A 17061-nucleotide genomic window follows, 5' to 3' on the forward strand; every position below is an offset into this window, starting at 1 on the left:
TCATGAAATCGGGACTGGTGCGCGGATTCCTCTCGGTAGGGATCTGGACCTTCGTGTCGCGTTTGTCGGGATTCGTGCGCGACATCCTGATGGCCGCCTGGCTGGGCAGCGGGGCTGTCGCCGACGCGTTCTTTGTGGGGCTGTCGCTGCCCAACATGTTCCGCCGTTTCTTCGCGGAAGGCGCTTTCAACACCGCCTTCGTGCCGATGTTTTCCAAGAAGCTGGACGACCGCGCCGACGCGCAACGCTTTGCGTCCGAGGCGTTTTCGGGCCTTCTGATGACCGTGCTGCTGCTGTCTGCCGTCGCGATGGTGTTCATGCCGGTGCTGGTCTGGCTGATGGCATCGGGATTTGCAGGGGACGAACGCTTCCCGCTGGCCGTGCAATACGGCCGGATCATGTTCCCCTATATCCTGCTGATCTCGCTGGCCTCGATGATCTCGGGCGTGCTGAACGCCAATGGCCGCTTCACGGCCGCCGCTGCCGCGCCGGTGCTGCTGAACCTGCTGTTCATCGCGGCCATGGCGATTGCCTGGTGGCGCGGCTGGGACGTGGGCCTGACACTGGCCTGGGCCACGCCCATCACGGGCATCGCGCAGCTTGCGCTTGTCTGGTGGGACGCCCGTCGCACGGGCTGGTCCTTCCGACCGCAGCGCCCGCGCCTGACGCCCGACATGCGCCGGTTGCTGGCCGTGGCCCTGCCCGCCGCCTTCGCGGGGGGCGTGGTGCAGATCAACCTGCTGGTGGGCCGCCAGGTCGCCAGCCATTTCGAGGGCGCGATTTCCTGGCTGTCCTATTCCGACCGCCTGTATCAACTGCCCCTGGGGGTGGTGGGCGCAGCGGTGGCCGTGGTCCTGCTGCCGGAACTGGCGCGCCGGTTGCGGGCGGGCGATCACGCGGGCGGACAGTCCGCCTATTCCCGCGCGACAGAATTCGGACTGTTCCTGACCCTGCCCGCCGCCTTCGCCATCGCGGTGATCGCGGAACCCATGGTCCGCACCCTGTTCGAACGCGGTGAATTCACGGCCGAGGACACGACCCAGACCGCCCGCGCGCTGATCGTCTATGCCTTCGGCCTGCCCGCCTTCGTGCTGCAGAAGATCCTGCAGCCGCTGTATTTCGCGCGCGAGGATACGAAGACCCCCTTCCGCTATGCCCTGTGGTCGATGGTGGTGAACGCGCTTGTCGCCTTTGGGCTGATGCCCGTCCTGGGCTTTCTGGCAGCGGCCCTCGGCACCACCATTGCCGCCTGGATCATGGTCGCGCAACTGTGGTGGGGCACACGGGCCATGGGCGACGCGGCCCGCGCCGACGATCGCCTGCGCCGCAAGACGCCGCTGATCGTGCTGTCATCGGCGCTGATGGCGGGCGCGTTGTGGCTGATGATGGGCTGGCTGGATGACGCGGGCATCGGTCGCGTTTCGGGCCTGGCGATCCTGGTCTTCGGCGGGGCCGCGATCTATTTCGCGCTCAGCTTCGCGACGCGGGCCTATCGCCTGTCGGACCTGAAGGCGGCGGTGCGGCGCGGCTAGCGCGCCCGGATCTGGCGCAGCACCCGCTGCACGCCCCCGTCCACCAGCACGAAGCTGAGAAGGAAGCCCGCGCCAAAGCCCGCGATCTCGGCGATCCAGCCATAGCCCGCACCGCCGAAGACGATCCCGAAGACAAGCTGGAAGGCCAGCAGCATCCCGATCAGCGTAAAGGCCCGCATCCGGTTGGCTTGGACCGCCCCCAGCCGCGACCACAGCAGGAAGGTGAAGGCCCCCACCAGCCCATAGACCGCCGGATAGCCGCCGATCAGCGGCCCCGGCCGCCCCGGCAGGACCGAGATCGCCGCCGTATAGACCAACGCGCCGCCGATCGCCGAACCCAGGAACAGCGCGACGACTGCCCAGGGGCGGAACTCTCGCGCGATCATGTTGCCAAGCGCAAGCGTGAAGACGACCACGAACAGCGCATGGGTGAAGGACGAATTGACGAAGCTATAGGTCAGGATGCGATAAGCCTGGTCCCAATCCACCGCGCCAAGCTGCCACATGCGCTGCACCATCTCGGGCGCAAAGGCGGTCATCTGCATGGCCGACAACCGCAGGCCCACGCCCTGCGCCCCGCCGATCAGGCCCGTCTGGCCCAGCAGGAACACGATCTCGCCCGCGATGGCCGGCAGCGCCAGGGCCCAAAGCACGACGGGCAGCGGGTTGAGGGGCGAGGTGGGCATGGCCTGGCGCATCGGGATTCCTTCGCGGTTGCGGTCGCTTTGGGCAAGGGCTAAGCCACTGGCAGCGAAAATCCAAGCAGGCCCGACATGACCGAGACGACGAAAACCCGTTTCAAACCGCGCATCTTCTCGGGCATCCAGCCCTCGGGCGGGCTGACGCTGGGCAACTATCTTGGCGCCCTGAAACGCTTCGCGGCCCTTCAGGGGGGTGAGGCCGAGACGATCTATTGCCTTGTGGACCTGCACGCGATCACCGTCTGGCAGGAACCCGAAACCCTGCGCCGCAACATCCGCGAGGCGGCGGCGGCCTTTATGGCCGCAGGCGTCGATCCGCAACAGTCGGTCCTGTTCAACCAGAGCCAGGTTTCCGCCCATGCGGAAATGGCGTGGCTGTTCAATACCGTGGCGCGGGTCGGATGGATGTACCGAATGACCCAGTTCAAGGACAAGGCGGGCAAGAACACCGAAAACGTCAGCTTGGGCCTGCTGGCCTATCCGGCGCTGATGGCCGCCGACATCCTGACCTATCAGGCGACCGCGGTGCCGGTGGGCGAGGATCAGAAGCAGCACCTGGAGCTGACACGCGACATCGCCGCGAAGTTCAACCACGACTACGGCGTCGAGCAGTTTCCCATCACCGAACCCTTGATCGAGGGCGTGGCGACCCGCGTCATGTCGCTGCGGGACGGCAGCAAGAAGATGTCGAAGTCCGATCCTTCGGATGCCAGCCGGATCAACCTTACCGACGACGCGGACGCAATCGCCCAGAAAATCCGCAAGGCCCGCACGGATGCGGACCCCCTGCCCGGCACGACCGAAGGATTGAAGGACCGGCCCGAGGCGCGCAACCTGGTCAACATCTATGCCGCCCTGGCCGACCAGACCCCCGACGCTGTCCTGTCGCGGTTCGAGGGCCAGGGCTTCGGCGCCTTCAAGCCCGCGCTTGCCGATCTTGCCGTCTCCTCGCTGGAACCGATCACGAAGCGGATGAACGACTTCATGGCCGACCCGGCCGAGATCGACCGCATCCTGGGCCAAGGCGCAGTCCGTGCGGACGAGATCGCAACACCGATCCTGGAACGCACGAAAGAGATCATGGGCCTGCTGCGCACGCGCCCCTGACGCAAGAAGGCCGCCCCGTCGTATGATCGGGGCGGCCTTTCGTTATCGACTTTTCCGGTGCAAGCCGGTCCGCTAGATCGCCTTCATCACATCGGCCGCGATCTCGAAGCTGCGCAGCCGGGCCTGCTGGTCATGGATCTGGCCGGTCAGGATCACCTCATCCGGGCGATAGGTGGCGATCAGATCGCGCAACTGGACGCCAACGTCATCGGCATTGCCGACCGCGCTGATCTTCAAGGCCTCATCGACCATCCGGCGCATCTGCGGGCCGATCTCGGCATCCAGATCACGCACCGGACGCGGCAATTTGCCGGGCATCCCTGTCCGCAAGCGTGCGAAGGCCAATTGCATCGAGGTGCGCAGATACCGCGCCTCCTCGGCATCGTCGGCCGCGAAGACGTTGATCGCCAGCATCACCTGCGGCCGGTCGTTCCACGGCCCCGGCCGGAACCGCTCGCGATAGATCGCGATGGCGCGGTCCAGATCACCGGGCGCGAAATGGCTGGCAAAGGCATAGGGCAGGCCCAGATGCGCGGCCAGCTGCGCGCCGAACAGGCTGCTGCCCAAGATCCAGACCGGCACGTTCGTGCCCTCGCCCGGCAGTGCGCGGACGGCGGCGCCGGGGCGTTCCGGCCCAAGGTAATCCAGAAGTTCGACCACATCCTGCGGAAAGCTGTCCGCCATCGGATCGCGCCGCAGGGCACGGATGACGGCACCATCTCCGCCAGGCGCCCGGCCCAGCCCCAGGTCGATCCGGTCCGGGAAGGCAGTGGCCAGGGTGCCGAAAGCCTCGGCCACGGTCAGGGGCGCGTGGTTGGGCAACATGATCCCGCCCGCACCGACCCTGATCCGCGATGTCGCCTGTGCCACCAGCCCGATCAGCACCGCCGTCGCAGCACTGGCGATGCCCGGCATGTTGTGATGTTCCGCCAGCCAGAACCGGCGATAGCCCCAGCCCTCTGCCTTGACGGCAAGGTCCAGCGTGTTGCGGATGGCGTCCCGGGCTTCGAAGCCCTCGGGCACCGGCGATAGATCGAGAAGGGAATACGGCATGCTCATGCAGCCGAATTATGCTCTCGTCGCATGAATGCAAGCGGGGCAGATGCAGATTCTGCAACCGGCTTCCTCTTCACGAAAATATCCGGCGGCGGTGAATGGCCCGCGGCACGCCACAAGAGGCGCGAGCGCCCCCTGTGCTTCAGCCCATCTTGCGCAGATAGGTCCAGGTCGGAACACGGGCATTGCGGGCAACCGACCAGCTTTCGGCATCGCCGAGATAAACGAAACCGCAATTGGTCAGAACCCGTGCCGAGCCGGGGTTGTCCTGGAACACCTCGGCGAACAGCGTGCGGGCCTTGTGAGGGTTGGCCTTGACCAGGGCGTCCACGGCCTCGGTCGCGAAGCCGGTGTTCCAGAAGCCCGCGCCGATCCAGAAGCCCAGTTCGGACTGGTCGCCTTCCATCCGCGTCAGGGACACGACGCCCAGAAGTTCGGCCAACTTGTTGGCGGACCCGTCAATGGCCCAGACATCCTCGGTCCGCTCGGCCGACAAGGCGCGGGCCACAAAGGCTTCGGACGCGCCGGGCGGCAGGGGATGGGGAATGGCCCGCGTGCCTTCGGCCACACGCTTGTCGGCGGTGTAATGGGCGATCATCCCCGCATCCGAAGGACGCAAGGGGCGCAGGATGAACCGTTCCGTGGCGATGACGGGCTGGTTCAGCGTGGCGTCCGAAATCTTCAGGTCGTCCAAACGCGTCCCCTCCCGCATGGGTGCTGACATGACCATCTTCCCTCCCCGGAAAACAGGCGGGGGACCGGCTTTCGCCGATCCCCCTGTAACAGTGAAATGTTAAGCTCGGGTTACTCGGCCGCTTCAAGGGTCGCGGGGACCACCGAAATGAAGGTGCGGCCCTTCAGGCCCTTCTTGAAGGTGATCTGCCCGTCGGTCAGAGCAAACAGGGTATGATCCTTGCCCATGCCGACATTGGTGCCAGCCCACCATTTCGTGCCGCGCTGGCGGACGATGATGTTGCCGGCGACGGCTTCCTGGCCGCCATACAGCTTGACGCCCAGACGGCGACCGGCCGAATCGCGACCGTTGCGGGACGAACCGCCTGCTTTCTTGTGTGCCATGGCTCAGTCTCCTTACGCGTTTTCTTTGGTGCGCGCGCCGACGGCGGTCTTCACGCCGGTCGATGCCGCGCCTTCGGCCAGGACGTCGGTCACACGCAGCAGGGTCAGTTGCTGGCGATGCCCGCGCGTGCGCTGCGAGCTGTGCTTGCGGCGGCGCTTGACATAGGTGATGACCTTGTCGGCCTTGATCTGGTCGATCACTTCGGCCTGCACGCAGGCGCCGTCCACCAGGGGCGCGCCCAGGGTCGAGCCGACCATCAGGATTTCGTTGAACTGGACCTTGTCGCCAGCCGCGGCATTCAGCTTTTCAACGCGCAGGACGTCGCCCGCCTGCACCTTGTATTGCTTGCCGCCCGTCTTCAGAACCGCGAACATCGCTTCTTTTCCTTCGTTGCCGCGTCCTTCGGCCCCGGATCAAGCCGGCGTTCGGGTTTCCCCGCCTTCGGACAGCGCATCCCCGGCAAGGGGATGTCATTGAAAATAACTCACCGGCCAAGGGCAGTCGCCCGGCCGGTTGGCGGGGATATGGCGGATTCCCGCCCCCAAGTCAAGCATCGCACAGCCGCGAAATTCCCATAGATGCATGGAACCTTGGACGATGATGCGGTTTTGTCCCCGGCCACCTAGGAAACACATCATGCAGAGTTTCACCTGCCCCGACTGCGACGCCCGCGTCTATTTCGAGAACCTGTTCTGCGCCTGCGGCGCCTCTCTCTATTACGAGCCCGAATCCCGGGCCATGTTGAACCAGGGGGAACCCTGCGCGAACCGCGAGACCATCCAGTGCAACTGGGTCGCCGCGCCGGGCCAGGCGCTTTGCCGGTCCTGCGCCATGTCGGATGTGGTCCCCGCCTTGAATGTCGGCGACAACCAGCAGCTTCTTGAAAGAGCCGAGCGGGCGAAGCGGTGGGTGCTGGCCAATCTGTCGAACTGGCAATGGTTCACCGACGCGGATCAGGGGATGCGGCCCCGCTTTCAGATGCTGTCGGAAAACACCGGCGGCGGCCGGGCCGTGCAGATCATGATGGGCCACGACAACGGCGAGATCGTCATCAACGTGACCGAGGCGGATGAACTGATCCGCGTTCAGCGCCAGCAGCAGCTGGGCGAACAATACAGGTCGATGGTGGGGCATTTCCGGCACGAACTGGCGCATTTCCTGTTCGACCGCCTGACCGTCGCGCCGGGCTTCCAGGCCGAATTCCGGCCCCTGTTCGGGGATGAAACCCAGGACTACAACGCCGCGCTCCAGGAACATTACGCCAATCCCAAGGATCCGGGAGAGGATTTCATCACCGCCTATGCGACCTCGCACCCGCACGAGGATTGGGCCGAAACCGTGGCCCATCTGCTGCACATGGTGGATTTCACCGACAGCTTCATCAACGCGGGATTGTTGATGAAGAACGTTCCTGACGGGTATCAGCCTTATGCCGAAACGGACGCAGACCATCTGCTGAACATCGCCGCCGAGGTCGCAATCGCCATCAACGACATCAACCGCGCGCTGGACAACTCGGACCTGTATCCCTTCATCCTGACGCCGAAGATCCGGGAAAAGATCAAGTTCGCGCATGGCTGGATCAGCAACCATGCCGCGCGGGGCGCCTAGGCCGAGGCCTTCTCCTCCAGCGCGAGCCATTCCTCCTCGGCCTCGGACAAGGCCTGCTGCCGTTCGGCCAAGGCCTCGGTGGCCTTCTGGAACTTGGCGGGGGCGGTCGTGAACAGGTCGGGCTGGGCCAGGAATTCCGACAGCTTGGCGATCTCGGCCTCAAGACGCTCGATCATGGCGGGCAGCGCGTCGAGGCGATGTCGCTCGGTGAAGGACAGGCCCGACTTGGCAGCCTTCGGCCTGTCTGGCGCGGTCTCGGCCTTTCGGGGGGCGTTGTCCGTGACGGCAGGTGCATCCTCACCCCGCTGGGCCCGGTAATCGGACCAGCCGCCCGCATAGACGGTCGCGCGACCATGCCCTTCCATTGCCACGGTGGTGTCGGCCACGCGGTCGATGAAGTCGCGGTCATGGCTGACCAGCAGGACGGTGCCGTCGTATTCGCCCAGCAGATCCTGCAACAGATCCAGCGTTTCCACGTCCAGGTCGTTGGTCGGTTCGTCCAGCACCAGCATGTTCGAAGGCCGCGCCATCAGCCGCGCCAACAGCAGCCGCGCCTTCTCGCCGCCCGACAGGCTGCGGACAGGTGCGCGGGCCTGCGCGTCGTCGAACAGGAAATCCTTGAGATAGGCCACCACATGCCGCGGCTGGCCCCGCACCATGACCTGATCGGCCCGCCCCGACACGCGCATGTCGGGATCGCCCGTCAGCGATTCCCACAGGGTCTGGTCCGGGTTCAGCGCCGAACGGGTCTGGTCGAAGACCGCCAGTTCCAGGTTGGTGCCCAGCGTCACGGTGCCCTGGTCCGGCGCGATTTCCCCGGTCAGCATCTTGATCAGCGTGGTCTTGCCCGCGCCGTTCGGCCCGACAAAGGCAATCCGGTCGCCCCTGTTCACCAGCAGGTCGAAGGGCCGCAGGATCTCGCGGCCGCCGAAGGACTTGGCGATGCCCTTGGCCTCGATCACCTTCTTGCCCGATTGCGGCCCGGATTCCAGCGCCATGGCGGCCGTCCCCTGCCGCCGGATCTGGGCGCTGCGTTCGGCGCGCAGCGCAGCAAGCGCGCGCACGCGGCCCTGGTTGCGCTTGCGGCGTGCGCTGATCCCCTCGACGGCCCAGCGGGCCTCGGCCTTGATCTTGCGGTCCAGCTTGTGGCGGGCGTCATCCTCGGCCGCCCAGACGGATTCGCGCCAGTCCTCGAAGCCTTCGAAGCCCTTTTCCTGGCGGCGAACCTCGCCCCGGTCGATCCACAGGGTGGCGCGGGTCAGGCGGCGCAGGAAGGCGCGGTCATGGCTGATGATGACATAGGCCGCGCGGGTCTGGGACAGGTGATCCTCTAGCCAGCCGATCGCCTGGATGTCCAGGTGGTTGGTCGGCTCGTCCAGCAGCATCAGCTCGGGCGCCTGCGCCAGAAGACGGGCCAGGGCGGCGCGGCGGCGTTCCCCGCCTGATGCGGTCGCGACAGGACGGGCGGGATCGAACTTCAGCCCTTCGGCCGCCATCTCGACACGGTAGGCTTCCGCCTCGGGCAGACCCGAGGCCGCGAATTCGCCCAGGGTCACAAAATCCGACAGGTCGGGATCCTGTTCCATATAGCCGGTGGTCACCCCCGCACCGGCCACGACCTCGCCCCGGTCAGGCTCGACCAGGCCTGCCATGACCTTCATCAGGGTCGACTTGCCCGATCCGTTGCGCCCCACCAGGGCCACGCGGTCGCCGGGCTGGATCGTCAGGGACAATCCGTCGAAAACGGGATTTCCGCCAAAGGTCAGCGAAATATCGGACAGTTGAAGAAGGGGTGCGCGTGCCATGATGCGGCCCCTATCGCGGGGCGGGCGGCCGGTCAATGGATCCCCGCCCAATGGGGGGCTTGCACCGCCGGACATTCCCTTTCACAACGGCGCGACGCCGCAGGAGGTTCGCATGGCCCGCAAGATCATCATCGACACCGATCCCGGTCAGGACGACGCGGTGGCGATCCTTCTGGCCCTGGCCAGCCCCGAACTGGAGGTGCTGGGCCTGACAGCGGTTGCCGGCAACGTGCCGTTGGCGCTGACCGAACTGAACGCGCGCAAGATCCTGGAACTGGCAGGCCGGACCGACATCCCGGTCTTTGCCGGATGCGACCGGCCGCTGGTCCGCCCCCTGGTCACGGCGGAACATGTCCACGGCAAGTCGGGCCTTGACGGCATCGAACTGCCCGCGCCCAGGATGGCGCTGCAACCTGGGCACGCGGTCGATTTCATCATCGACACGCTGCGCCGCGAACCCGCCGGAACGGTGACGCTGGTTCCCATCGGCCCCCTGACCAACATCGCCCAAGCCTTCCGCCAAGCCCCGGACATCATCGGGCGCATCCAGGAAATCGTCCTGATGGGCGGCGCCTATTTCGAGGTGGGCAACATCACCCCCGCCGCCGAATTCAACATCTTCGTCGACCCCGAAGCCGCGGCCGAGGTTTTCGCGGCAGGCGCCCCCCTGGTGGTGATGCCCCTGGACGTGACGCACGAGGCGCTGACATCGCGCGACTGGATCGGCCGGATGCGTGCCCTGCCCGGCCGCTGCGGCCCCGCCATCGCAAGCTGGACGGATTTCTTCGAACGCTTCGACAAGGGAAAATACGGAAGCGAGGGCGCCCCGCTGCACGATCCTTGCGCCATCGCCTGGCTGCTGCGTCCCGACCTGTTCACCGGGCGACACATCAATGTGGAAATCGAAACGGCAGGTCAGTTCACGACCGGGATGACGGTTGCGGACTGGTGGCGCGTGACGGACCGACCGGCGAATGCCACCTTCATCCGGCATGTGGACCGCGACAGTCTGTTCACGCTGCTCAGCGATCGCCTGGCGCGCCTGCCCTAGGCTGTTTTCCGTCCAGGACCGGCAGGGGCACGGTGCCAGAACCGTCGCCCAGTTCGGCGTTCAGCCGCTTGACCAGATCCTGCGTCATGTCGATGACATCCATGGACACGAACAGCGTGCGGCGGTCCAGAACGGCCACCGCATTGCGTTCCTGCATCATCTCGCCCATCAGGGGCAGCGCGGCACGATAAAAGGCGGCGCGGTCGGCCTCGGCCCAGGCGTTCAGATCCTGGACGACCTGCGCCCGCTGGCGGCGCACTTCGGTCGCGCGGGTATCGAAGGCCTCGGCCAGCCTGCGGAACTCGGCCGGATCCAGCGTGCCGCGCTGTTCGGTCAGGGTCGCTTCCTCGGCCGAAAGCTGGGCTGCAAGCCGCTGGTTCTCGGTCTCGATCTTGCTGCCTTCCTGTTCCAGCACGCGCTGCGTCCGGTTGCCCCAGTCGGACGTTGCAAAAAGCACATCCTGATCGACGGTCAGGATCGGCGCCGCCAGCGGCTTGGCATCGGCTGGCGTCTGGATCGTACGCGAGGGCAGTTCGGGCGCGGCCGGCTGTTCCTGTTCGGGGATTTGCTGGCCGATGGCGCCGCCTGGCAGGGCAAGCAGCGCGCATAGTCCGATCCAGCCGAGGATCCGCATCAGAACCGGGTCGAGATGGTCAGATCGAAGTTCTGCTCCTCGTCATAGTCTTCCTTCTTGACCGCCTTCGAGAAGTTGAAGCGCAGCGGACCGATGGGCGTGGTCCAGAAGATCGAGGCCCCGACCGATGCGCGGATGGCCATGCTGTCGTCTATGTTGACCGTGGCGCCGGCATCGTTGACATAGCTTGTCGTGTCCAGGCCCCAGATCGACCCGACATCGGCGAACAGACCACCGGAAATGCCGTATTCCTCGGGCAGGCCGATGGGGAACTGCGCCTCGGTGCGGACCACCCAGAAATAGTTGCCGCCCAGGCCGTCGTCGTTCTCGGCCGCCAGGTCGCGCGGGCCGATGCCGTTGGGTTCGAACCCGCGGATGCGCGTGCCGCCGCGATAACGGTCCAGGATCCAGGTGGAATAATCGTCATAGGAATGGATCGCGCCCGCCTCGAATTCGGCGCGCAGGGTCACTTCCTCGCGCCAGGCATTGCTTTCCACCCCGGCAAGGCCGCTGGTCGTGACGGTCTTCGTGTCGCCGCCAAGACCCGCGAAATCCTGCGAGAAGCGCAGCTTGTAGCTGGTCAGCGGATCAAGCCCGGTGATGCGCGTGTCCCACAGATAGCTGTAACCCAGGGCCGAGGTGGTGCGCTGCCCTTCCTCGGCCTGGAGCAGCTGCGAGCTGTCCTCCTCGACCCCGCCCAGGGTTTCCTTGGACAGGCGATAGCGCAGTTCCAGCCGCCCGTTCTGCGAGATCGGGAATTCGATCGACGGCCGCACGCCCACGGACCGGGTATTGTAATCCGAATTCAGGCCTTCGGTGACGTTGTAATAGGTGTTGAAGCCGAAGCGCAGGTCGCGGCCCAGGAAATAAGGCTCAATGAAGGTCAGCGACGACGACTGGTCGCCATCGGCGGTCGAGATCGACAGCCCGACCGTCTGGCCCCGGCCCAGGAAGTTGTTTTCCTGCAAGGACGCGTTCAGCCCCACGCCCGAGGCCACGCCATAGGACGCGCCGAAGGACAGCGACCCGGTCGGCTGTTCTTCCACGTTCACATCGACGATCACCTGTTCGTCGCTGCTGCCGGGGCGGCTTTCGACCTGCGCGTCGCTGAAATAACCCAGTGCGCGGATACGTTCGGCGGCGTTGCGGATTTCGCGCGGATTGAAGGGATCGCCCTCGACCGTGTTGAACTGGCGGCGGATCACCTGGTCCAGCGTGGTCGTGTTGCCCTCGATGTCGATGCGTTCGACAAAGACGCGCGGGCCGCGCGTCAGGGCAAAGGTCAAATCCAGCGTCTGGTTCTGCGGGTTGCGCGTCACGCGGGGCTCGATATTGACGAAGTTCAGCCCCTGCTGCAGCGCGATCGTTTCCATCCGGCGGATGGTGTTGTCGATGGCGGCGGGGTTATAGACATCGCCCCGGCCCACGCGGTTCTGCGCGGCAAAGGGCGCCGCATCCACGCCCGGGATTTCCGACACGGTGTTGACCTGCGCAAAACGATAGCGCGGGCCTTCCTGGATGTTGAAGGTGATATAGAAGGCGTCGCGTTCCCGCGCGATTTCCGGCGCCACCGCCTGCACCCGGAAATCCGCATAGCCGCGCGAGCGATAGAAGTCGGTCAAAAGCTGTTCGTCCAGTTGCAGCCGTTCCGGCGCGAAGGTGTCGCGGCGGATGAAGGTGCGCAGGATGCCCGCCTGCTTGGTGTCCAGCACGTTGCGCAACCGGCGGTCGCTGAAGGCGCGGTTGCCGGTAAAGCCAATGCGCTCGATCTCGGTCACGTTGCCTTCGCGGACCTCGAAGACCAGATCGACGCGGTTGTCGCTGCGGCGGATGATGCGCGGATCGACACGGGCGGCCAAGCGGCCTTGCGCGGCATAGGCCTGGGCGATGTTGTTGGCGTCCTGGATGGCCTGGCTGGGCTGATAGACCCGGCGCGACTGGCTTTGCACGACCTGGGCCAGCTGTTCGTCGTTGATGCGGCGATTGCCCTCGAAGCTGATCTGGTTGATCGTGGGGTATTCGCTGACGCGGATCACCAGGACATTGCCCTGCGGCACGATCTCGACCGTCTCGAACAGGCCGGAATTCTGCAGCCGTTGCAGCGCGTCGTTCAGTTCGCCCGCCGACACGTCCTGGCCGCGCGCGATGTTGGCATAGGACAGCACGGTCGCCGGTTCGACCCGCTGCGACCCCTCGATCCGCACGTCGTTGAACACATAGGCCGAAGCCGCCGCGGGGATCAGTGCCGCCGGGGCCGCAATCGTCAAGGCCGTCACCAGGGCGACCGCGCCCCTGCCCAGTTTCCGTGTCATTGCTGTCCCTCTTGTCGTCAGCCTGAAACGGCACCCTTTTCGGCGCCTTCTTTTGTGTCAAGCTTGTGCATCAATCCGCTTGCCCTGTCAAAACGCATCGCGCGTCAGGGGCAGAAAAGATCGTTGGTCAGGCCGAAAATCATCAGCGACAGCACCGCCGCCATGCCCATCGCGGTCAGCAGGTTCAGGGCCTTGTCCGAAGGCGGGCGGCCGGTCACCGCCTCCCATGTGTAGAACATCAGGTGACCGCCATCCAGGACCGGGATCGGCAGCAGGTTCAGAAAGCCGATGGCCGCCGACAGGACGGCGATCCACCACAGGAAATTGCCGCCCCCCGCGCTTGCCGCCTGGCCCGTGCTTTCGGCGATGCTGATGGCGCCGCCAAGATTGCAGCTGTCGATCTGGCCCGAGATCATCGCCCACATCCCCGACAGGGACGAGGCGATGATCCCCCAGGTCTGCTGGACACCCAGCCACAGCGATTCCAGCGGCCCGGCGCTACGCGTGGCGGGCGTGAAGAAGCTTTCGCCGCCTGTCACGCCGATCAACCAGCGCCGTTCGTATCCGCCCCCCTCGGCGGGCAGATCCTGCATCTTGGGAACCAGCGTGTAATCCGCGACGCCCTGGCCGGGGCGCCAGACCTGCAAGGCAAGCGGCTGGCCCTCGGCCGCCTCGACCGTCTGGCGCATCTGGGTGAAGCGGCTGACCGGCTGGCCGTCGATGGCCATCACCACATCGCCCGCCCGCAGGCCGGCATCGGCCGCGGCGCTGCGTGGGGCCACGCCGCTGATCCGGGAGGGCATGGGGTCGGGACCGCGCACGGTCAACTCCGCGCCATTGCGCCGAACCGTCCAGTCCTGGTGGTCGGCAACCGGCAGGGTTTGTGCGATCCCGCCGATGTCGCGCCAGCTTTCGACCGGCTGGCCGCCCAAGGCCAGGATCCGGTCGCCCGGCTGCAGTTCGTTGACCACGCCGGGCGGCGCCTCGGCGATGGTGCCGACCTGCGGCTCGTCCGTCGGAAGACCCTGGAACAGCGCGAAACCGCCAAAGACCAGGATCGACAGGATGAAGTTGAAGACCGGTCCGGCCAGCAGCGTGGCGAAGCGTGCCCACAGCGGCGCGCCCGTCAGCGTCTGGCGCCGCAAGGCCGGATCGACGGCCCGGCTCGGCCCCGCACTTGCGGCATTGGCATCGCCCAGGAACCGCACATATCCGCCCAGCGGGATCGCCGCCAATTGCCACAGCGTTCCCCGTCTGTCGCGGCGCGAGATCAGGCGCGGACCGAAGCCGACCGAGAAGACCTCGGCCCGGATGCCCGACAGCCTGCCGATATAGTAATGGCCGAATTCATGGACCGTCACGATCACCGCAAGGGCAATGAAGAACGCGGCCAGCGTCCACAGCGTGCCTCCGAATTGCGGGATCAGGTCGGTCATGCGGCGGCTTCCTTGCGTGCTTCGCGGTCCCAGTGAAGAACCGTTTCCAGATCGGCCGGATCATGGCCGAAACCGTCCCGCCCCGACAGGGCCTGCAAGGTCATTTCCACGCGAGGCGCCATCTGCGTGAACCCGATCCGACCGGCGATGAAGTCGTCAAGCGCCTGTTCCTTGGCGGCATTGAACACGGCGCCTGCCATGCCGCCTGCCGCCATCACCTCTCGCGCCAGGCGCAGGGCGGGCCAGCGAACCTCCTCCGGGGCGCGGAAGGTCAGGCTGCCAAGCGCGGCCAGATCCAGGGGCGCGACCGGCAGGGGCGCACGATCGGGCCAATGCAGCGCAAAGCCGATGGCATGGCGCATGTCGGGTGCGCCCAGATGGGCGATGCTGCCGCCGTCCACATGGCTGACCATCGCATGAATGATCGATTCCGGGTGGACCAGCACCTTGATCTGGTCGGAACGGAGGCCAAAAAACTCCTTTGCCTCGATGACCTCCATCGCCTTGTTGAACATCGAGGCGCTGTCGATGGTGATGCGCTGCCCCATCGCCCAATTGGGGTGGGTCGAAGCCTCGGCCACGGTCGCGGAGGCCAGCCGTTCCAGCGGCCAATCCCGGAAGGCGCCGCCCGATGCGGTAATGGTCACATCCTTGACGGATTCGAGCTTTTCAGAGCCAAGCGCCTGGAAAATCGCGGAATGTTCCGAATCAACCGGCAGGATTCTGGATCCGCTGGTCGTCGCGGCATGGCGCAGCAGCGGACCGGCGCAGACCAGCGATTCCTTGTTGGCAAGTGCCAGGATCCCGCCCTGAGCAAGCGCCGTCAGTCCCGGCATCAACCCCGCCGCGCCGACGATGGACGACAAGACCCAGTCAGCGGGACGGCTCGCAGCTTCGACAAGGGCCTGCGGACCCGCCGCCGCCTCGACCCCGCTGCCCGCAAGGGCCGCACGCAGATCATCCAGCAGTTCGGCATGCGCCGTCACGGCGATCTCGGCGCGCAGGTCGCGGGCCATCTGCGCCAAGCTTGCAATGTTGCGCCCGCCGGTCAGCGCGACCGTGTGATAGGCGTCAGGCCCCCCCGCGCGGCGGATCAGGTCAACGCCGTTCGCCCCGACAGAGCCGGTGGCCCCGAAAATCGAAATCCGCCGCATGGGTCAGCTCACCGAAGGTAATGCCGTCAGCAGCCCGATCAGCATGGTTGCCAGCACCGCGCCCGTCACGGCGTCAAAACGATCCATGAAGCCGCCATGTCCGGGGATCAGGTTGGAACTGTCCTTGACCCCTGCCCGGCGTTTCAGCCAGCTTTCCGCAATGTCGCCCATCTGACCGGCAAGGCAGACGATGGGCGAACACCAGATCAGCATGGCATCGCCGCGCCCCAGCCGCCACAGCAGAACCCCCAGCAGCAAGGCTCCGAACCAGCCTGCCACGGTGCCCGACCAGGTCTTCTTGGGGCTGAGCGAGGGCCAGAACTTCGGCCCGCCGATCATGCGGCCGAAGAAATAGCCCGCCGTGTCCGAGATGATGACGATCCCCATCAGCCACAGCACGAAATTCAGGCCGTAATTTTCCCGGAAACCGACCAAGCCATAGGCGACCAGCATGATCGCCGCACCGAACAGCGCATAGGTCCAGCGGTCGCGTGGCGCCGCGCCGGGGATCCCCGCGATTAGCGGGAACAACAGGGCCAGGATCGCCAGGGGATGATCGAAGCCCAAGGCGATGACCTGTGACATGAAGGCGATCAGGGCCAGGGCGATGGGCCGCCAAGCGCCAAAGATGCCGGGATGCAGGCGCGGATTGCGCCAGCCGGTCATGGCCGCCAGTTCCCAGAAGGTGATCGCCGATATCAGCGCCATCGACAGCCGCAGCCACACCCCCGTCGCCACGGCCAGCATGATGCCGATCCCCAGCAATACCAGGGTCGAGGCGACGCGGCGTGACAGGTCCGCCCACTTGCCGGGTGGGGGTTTTGCTACCCCAAGGCGCCCGGCGCTCATGCGCCCCCGAAACGCCGGTCCCGCATCCCGAAGCGGTCCAGGATCTGCGCAAGATGGTCGGGCGTGAAATCGGGCCACAACACGGGCGTGAATTCATATTCCGCATAGGCCGCCTGCCAGGGCAGGAAGTTCGAGGTCCGCGTTTCCCCGGACGTGCGGATCACCAGGTCGGGATCGGGGTGCCCGGCCGTGTCCAGGCAGGCGGCCAGATCGGCCTCGGTCGGGGTCTCCACCTCGCCCCGCGCGATCTTCTGGGCCAGCCTTGCGGATGCGCGGGTCAGTTCGTCCCGGCCGCCGTAATTGATCGCCACAGTCAGGTTCAGGCGGCAATTGCCCGCCGTCCGCGCCTCGATCGAGGACATCAGCGCCTGAAGCTTGTGGTCCAGCCGTTCGCGCCCGCCGATGAAGCGCAGGCGCACGCCTTCAGCGGCCATGCCCTCGGCCTCGTACTGGATATAGCGGCGGAAGATCTTCATCAGACCCAGGACTTCCTCGGTCGTGCGCTTCCAGTTTTCGGTGGAAAAGGCATAAACGGTCAGCCAGTTCACGCCCAGGTCGGGGCAGGCGCGGACGATCTGCTTGACGCGCTCGGCCCCCCGCCTGTGGCCGACAAGGCGGGGCCAGCCCTTGTTGGTGGCCCAGCGGCCATTGCCATCCATGATGATGGCGACATGCCGGGGCCGCTGATCGACCCCGCCGGTAGTCAGCAGCGGTGCGGTTTCAGCGGCCATGTTC

Annotated in this window: 16 protein-coding genes; 4 read left to right on the top strand and 12 right to left on the bottom strand. The window is 66.0% G+C overall.

Features of this window, described 5'->3' with window-relative positions; all coding sequences use genetic code 11:
- Positions 1-2 precede the first annotated feature (2 nt).
- Positions 3-1532: a murein biosynthesis integral membrane protein MurJ gene (gene murJ, locus CK944_RS09510; RefSeq protein ID WP_103172825.1), complete on the top strand. Its 1530-nt coding sequence runs from the start codon at positions 3-5 to the stop codon at positions 1530-1532.
- On the opposite strand, the gene CK944_RS09515 is transcribed toward murJ, so the two are convergent.
- Positions 1529-2230 carry a rhomboid family intramembrane serine protease gene (locus CK944_RS09515; protein ID WP_103172826.1) on the bottom strand — a complete coding sequence of 234 codons (702 nt, stop codon included), beginning with the start codon at positions 2228-2230 and terminating at the stop codon, positions 1529-1531. The two genes, murJ and CK944_RS09515, sit on opposite strands and share 4 nt — an antisense overlap.
- A 75-nt stretch (positions 2231-2305) precedes the next feature.
- Here CK944_RS09515 and trpS point away from each other — a divergent pair, with 75 nt between their 5' ends.
- On the top strand, positions 2306-3340 hold the full coding sequence (gene trpS / locus CK944_RS09520) for a tryptophan--tRNA ligase (protein ID WP_103172827.1): 1035 nt from the start codon (positions 2306-2308) through the stop codon (positions 3338-3340).
- 72 nt (positions 3341-3412) lie between these two features.
- Here the strand turns inward: trpS and CK944_RS09525 are convergent, their stop codons facing one another.
- The 4 genes from CK944_RS09525 to rplU form a co-directional block, all read right to left on the bottom strand.
- Positions 3413-4393, bottom strand: coding sequence for an LLM class flavin-dependent oxidoreductase (locus tag CK944_RS09525; protein WP_103172828.1), 981 nt, complete (start codon positions 4391-4393; stop codon positions 3413-3415).
- 145 nt (positions 4394-4538) lie between these two features.
- The gene (locus CK944_RS09530) at positions 4539-5120 is read right to left on the bottom strand and encodes a GNAT family N-acetyltransferase (protein WP_239986023.1); all 582 of its coding nucleotides are present in this window, start codon (positions 5118-5120) and stop codon (positions 4539-4541) included.
- 80 nt (positions 5121-5200) lie between these two features.
- Positions 5201-5473 (bottom strand): 50S ribosomal protein L27, encoded by a 273-nt coding sequence (gene rpmA, locus CK944_RS09535; protein ID WP_103172829.1) that lies wholly within the window; start codon positions 5471-5473, stop codon positions 5201-5203.
- A 12-nt stretch (positions 5474-5485) separates the two neighbouring features.
- Positions 5486-5848, bottom strand: coding sequence for a 50S ribosomal protein L21 (gene rplU / locus CK944_RS09540; RefSeq protein WP_103172830.1), 363 nt, complete (start codon positions 5846-5848; stop codon positions 5486-5488).
- 262 nt (positions 5849-6110) lie between these two features.
- Between rplU and CK944_RS09545 the strand changes: the two genes are divergently transcribed.
- Positions 6111-7085, top strand: a complete 975-nt coding sequence (locus CK944_RS09545) for a putative zinc-binding metallopeptidase (RefSeq protein WP_103172831.1) — start codon at positions 6111-6113, stop codon at positions 7083-7085.
- Here the strand turns inward: CK944_RS09545 and CK944_RS09550 are convergent.
- Positions 7082-8890 carry an ABC-F family ATP-binding cassette domain-containing protein gene (locus tag CK944_RS09550; protein ID WP_103172915.1) on the bottom strand — a complete coding sequence of 603 codons (1809 nt, stop codon included), beginning with the start codon at positions 8888-8890 and terminating at the stop codon, positions 7082-7084. The two genes, CK944_RS09545 and CK944_RS09550, sit on opposite strands and share 4 nt — an antisense overlap.
- Positions 8891-9002: 112 nt before the next feature.
- On the opposite strand from CK944_RS09550, the gene CK944_RS09555 reads away from it, so the two are divergent.
- Positions 9003-9941 (top strand): nucleoside hydrolase, encoded by a 939-nt coding sequence (locus CK944_RS09555; RefSeq protein ID WP_103172832.1) that lies wholly within the window; start codon positions 9003-9005, stop codon positions 9939-9941.
- On the opposite strand, the gene CK944_RS09560 is transcribed toward CK944_RS09555, so the two are convergent.
- The 6 genes from CK944_RS09560 to uppS form a co-directional block, all read right to left on the bottom strand.
- Positions 9913-10575 carry an OmpH family outer membrane protein gene (locus tag CK944_RS09560; protein ID WP_103172833.1) on the bottom strand — a complete coding sequence of 221 codons (663 nt, stop codon included), beginning with the start codon at positions 10573-10575 and terminating at the stop codon, positions 9913-9915. The genes CK944_RS09555 and CK944_RS09560 overlap by 29 nt on opposite strands.
- Positions 10575-12887 carry an outer membrane protein assembly factor BamA gene (bamA, locus tag CK944_RS09565; RefSeq protein WP_103172834.1) on the bottom strand — a complete coding sequence of 771 codons (2313 nt, stop codon included), beginning with the start codon at positions 12885-12887 and terminating at the stop codon, positions 10575-10577. Before bamA ends, CK944_RS09560 begins: the two co-directional genes overlap by 1 nt.
- A 104-nt stretch (positions 12888-12991) precedes the next feature.
- The gene (gene rseP / locus CK944_RS09570; RefSeq protein ID WP_103172835.1) at positions 12992-14323 is read right to left on the bottom strand and encodes an RIP metalloprotease RseP; all 1332 of its coding nucleotides are present in this window, start codon (positions 14321-14323) and stop codon (positions 12992-12994) included.
- Complete coding sequence (gene dxr / locus CK944_RS09575) at positions 14320-15477, bottom strand: 1-deoxy-D-xylulose-5-phosphate reductoisomerase (RefSeq protein ID WP_103172836.1); 1158 nt, start codon at positions 15475-15477, stop codon at positions 14320-14322. The genes rseP and dxr overlap by 4 nt, the downstream gene beginning before the upstream one ends.
- Before the next feature lie 3 nt (positions 15478-15480).
- A complete protein-coding gene (locus CK944_RS09580; protein ID WP_103172837.1) occupies positions 15481-16326 on the bottom strand; it encodes a phosphatidate cytidylyltransferase in 846 nt (281 codons plus the stop codon).
- A complete protein-coding gene (gene uppS / locus CK944_RS09585; protein ID WP_103172838.1) occupies positions 16323-17057 on the bottom strand; it encodes a polyprenyl diphosphate synthase in 735 nt (244 codons plus the stop codon). Before uppS ends, CK944_RS09580 begins: the two co-directional genes overlap by 4 nt.
- Positions 17058-17061: the final 4 nt, after the last annotated feature.

The sequence above is a fragment of the Paracoccus sp. SY genome, assembly GCF_002901215.1.
In the GTDB taxonomy this organism is placed as follows: domain Bacteria; phylum Pseudomonadota; class Alphaproteobacteria; order Rhodobacterales; family Rhodobacteraceae; genus Paracoccus; species Paracoccus acridae.

Coding starts and splice junctions, on each gene's coding strand:
- murJ (WP_103172825.1), top strand. CDS start 3: ATGAAATCGGGACTGGTGCGCGGATTCCTCTCGGTAGGGATCTGGACC.
- CK944_RS09515 (WP_103172826.1), bottom strand. CDS start 2,230: ATGCGCCAGGCCATGCCCACCTCGCCCCTCAACCCGCTGCCCGTCGTG.
- trpS (WP_103172827.1), top strand. CDS start 2,306: ATGACCGAGACGACGAAAACCCGTTTCAAACCGCGCATCTTCTCGGGC.
- CK944_RS09525 (WP_103172828.1), bottom strand. CDS start 4,393: ATGCCGTATTCCCTTCTCGATCTATCGCCGGTGCCCGAGGGCTTCGAA.
- CK944_RS09530 (WP_239986023.1), bottom strand. CDS start 5,120: ATGTCAGCACCCATGCGGGAGGGGACGCGTTTGGACGACCTGAAGATT.
- rpmA (WP_103172829.1), bottom strand. CDS start 5,473: ATGGCACACAAGAAAGCAGGCGGTTCGTCCCGCAACGGTCGCGATTCG.
- rplU (WP_103172830.1), bottom strand. CDS start 5,848: ATGTTCGCGGTTCTGAAGACGGGCGGCAAGCAATACAAGGTGCAGGCG.
- CK944_RS09545 (WP_103172831.1), top strand. CDS start 6,111: ATGCAGAGTTTCACCTGCCCCGACTGCGACGCCCGCGTCTATTTCGAG.
- CK944_RS09550 (WP_103172915.1), bottom strand. CDS start 8,890: ATGGCACGCGCACCCCTTCTTCAACTGTCCGATATTTCGCTGACCTTT.
- CK944_RS09555 (WP_103172832.1), top strand. CDS start 9,003: ATGGCCCGCAAGATCATCATCGACACCGATCCCGGTCAGGACGACGCG.
- CK944_RS09560 (WP_103172833.1), bottom strand. CDS start 10,575: ATGCGGATCCTCGGCTGGATCGGACTATGCGCGCTGCTTGCCCTGCCA.
- bamA (WP_103172834.1), bottom strand. CDS start 12,887: ATGACACGGAAACTGGGCAGGGGCGCGGTCGCCCTGGTGACGGCCTTG.
- rseP (WP_103172835.1), bottom strand. CDS start 14,323: ATGACCGACCTGATCCCGCAATTCGGAGGCACGCTGTGGACGCTGGCC.
- dxr (WP_103172836.1), bottom strand. CDS start 15,477: ATGCGGCGGATTTCGATTTTCGGGGCCACCGGCTCTGTCGGGGCGAAC.
- CK944_RS09580 (WP_103172837.1), bottom strand. CDS start 16,326: ATGAGCGCCGGGCGCCTTGGGGTAGCAAAACCCCCACCCGGCAAGTGG.
- uppS (WP_103172838.1), bottom strand. CDS start 17,057: ATGGCCGCTGAAACCGCACCGCTGCTGACTACCGGCGGGGTCGATCAG.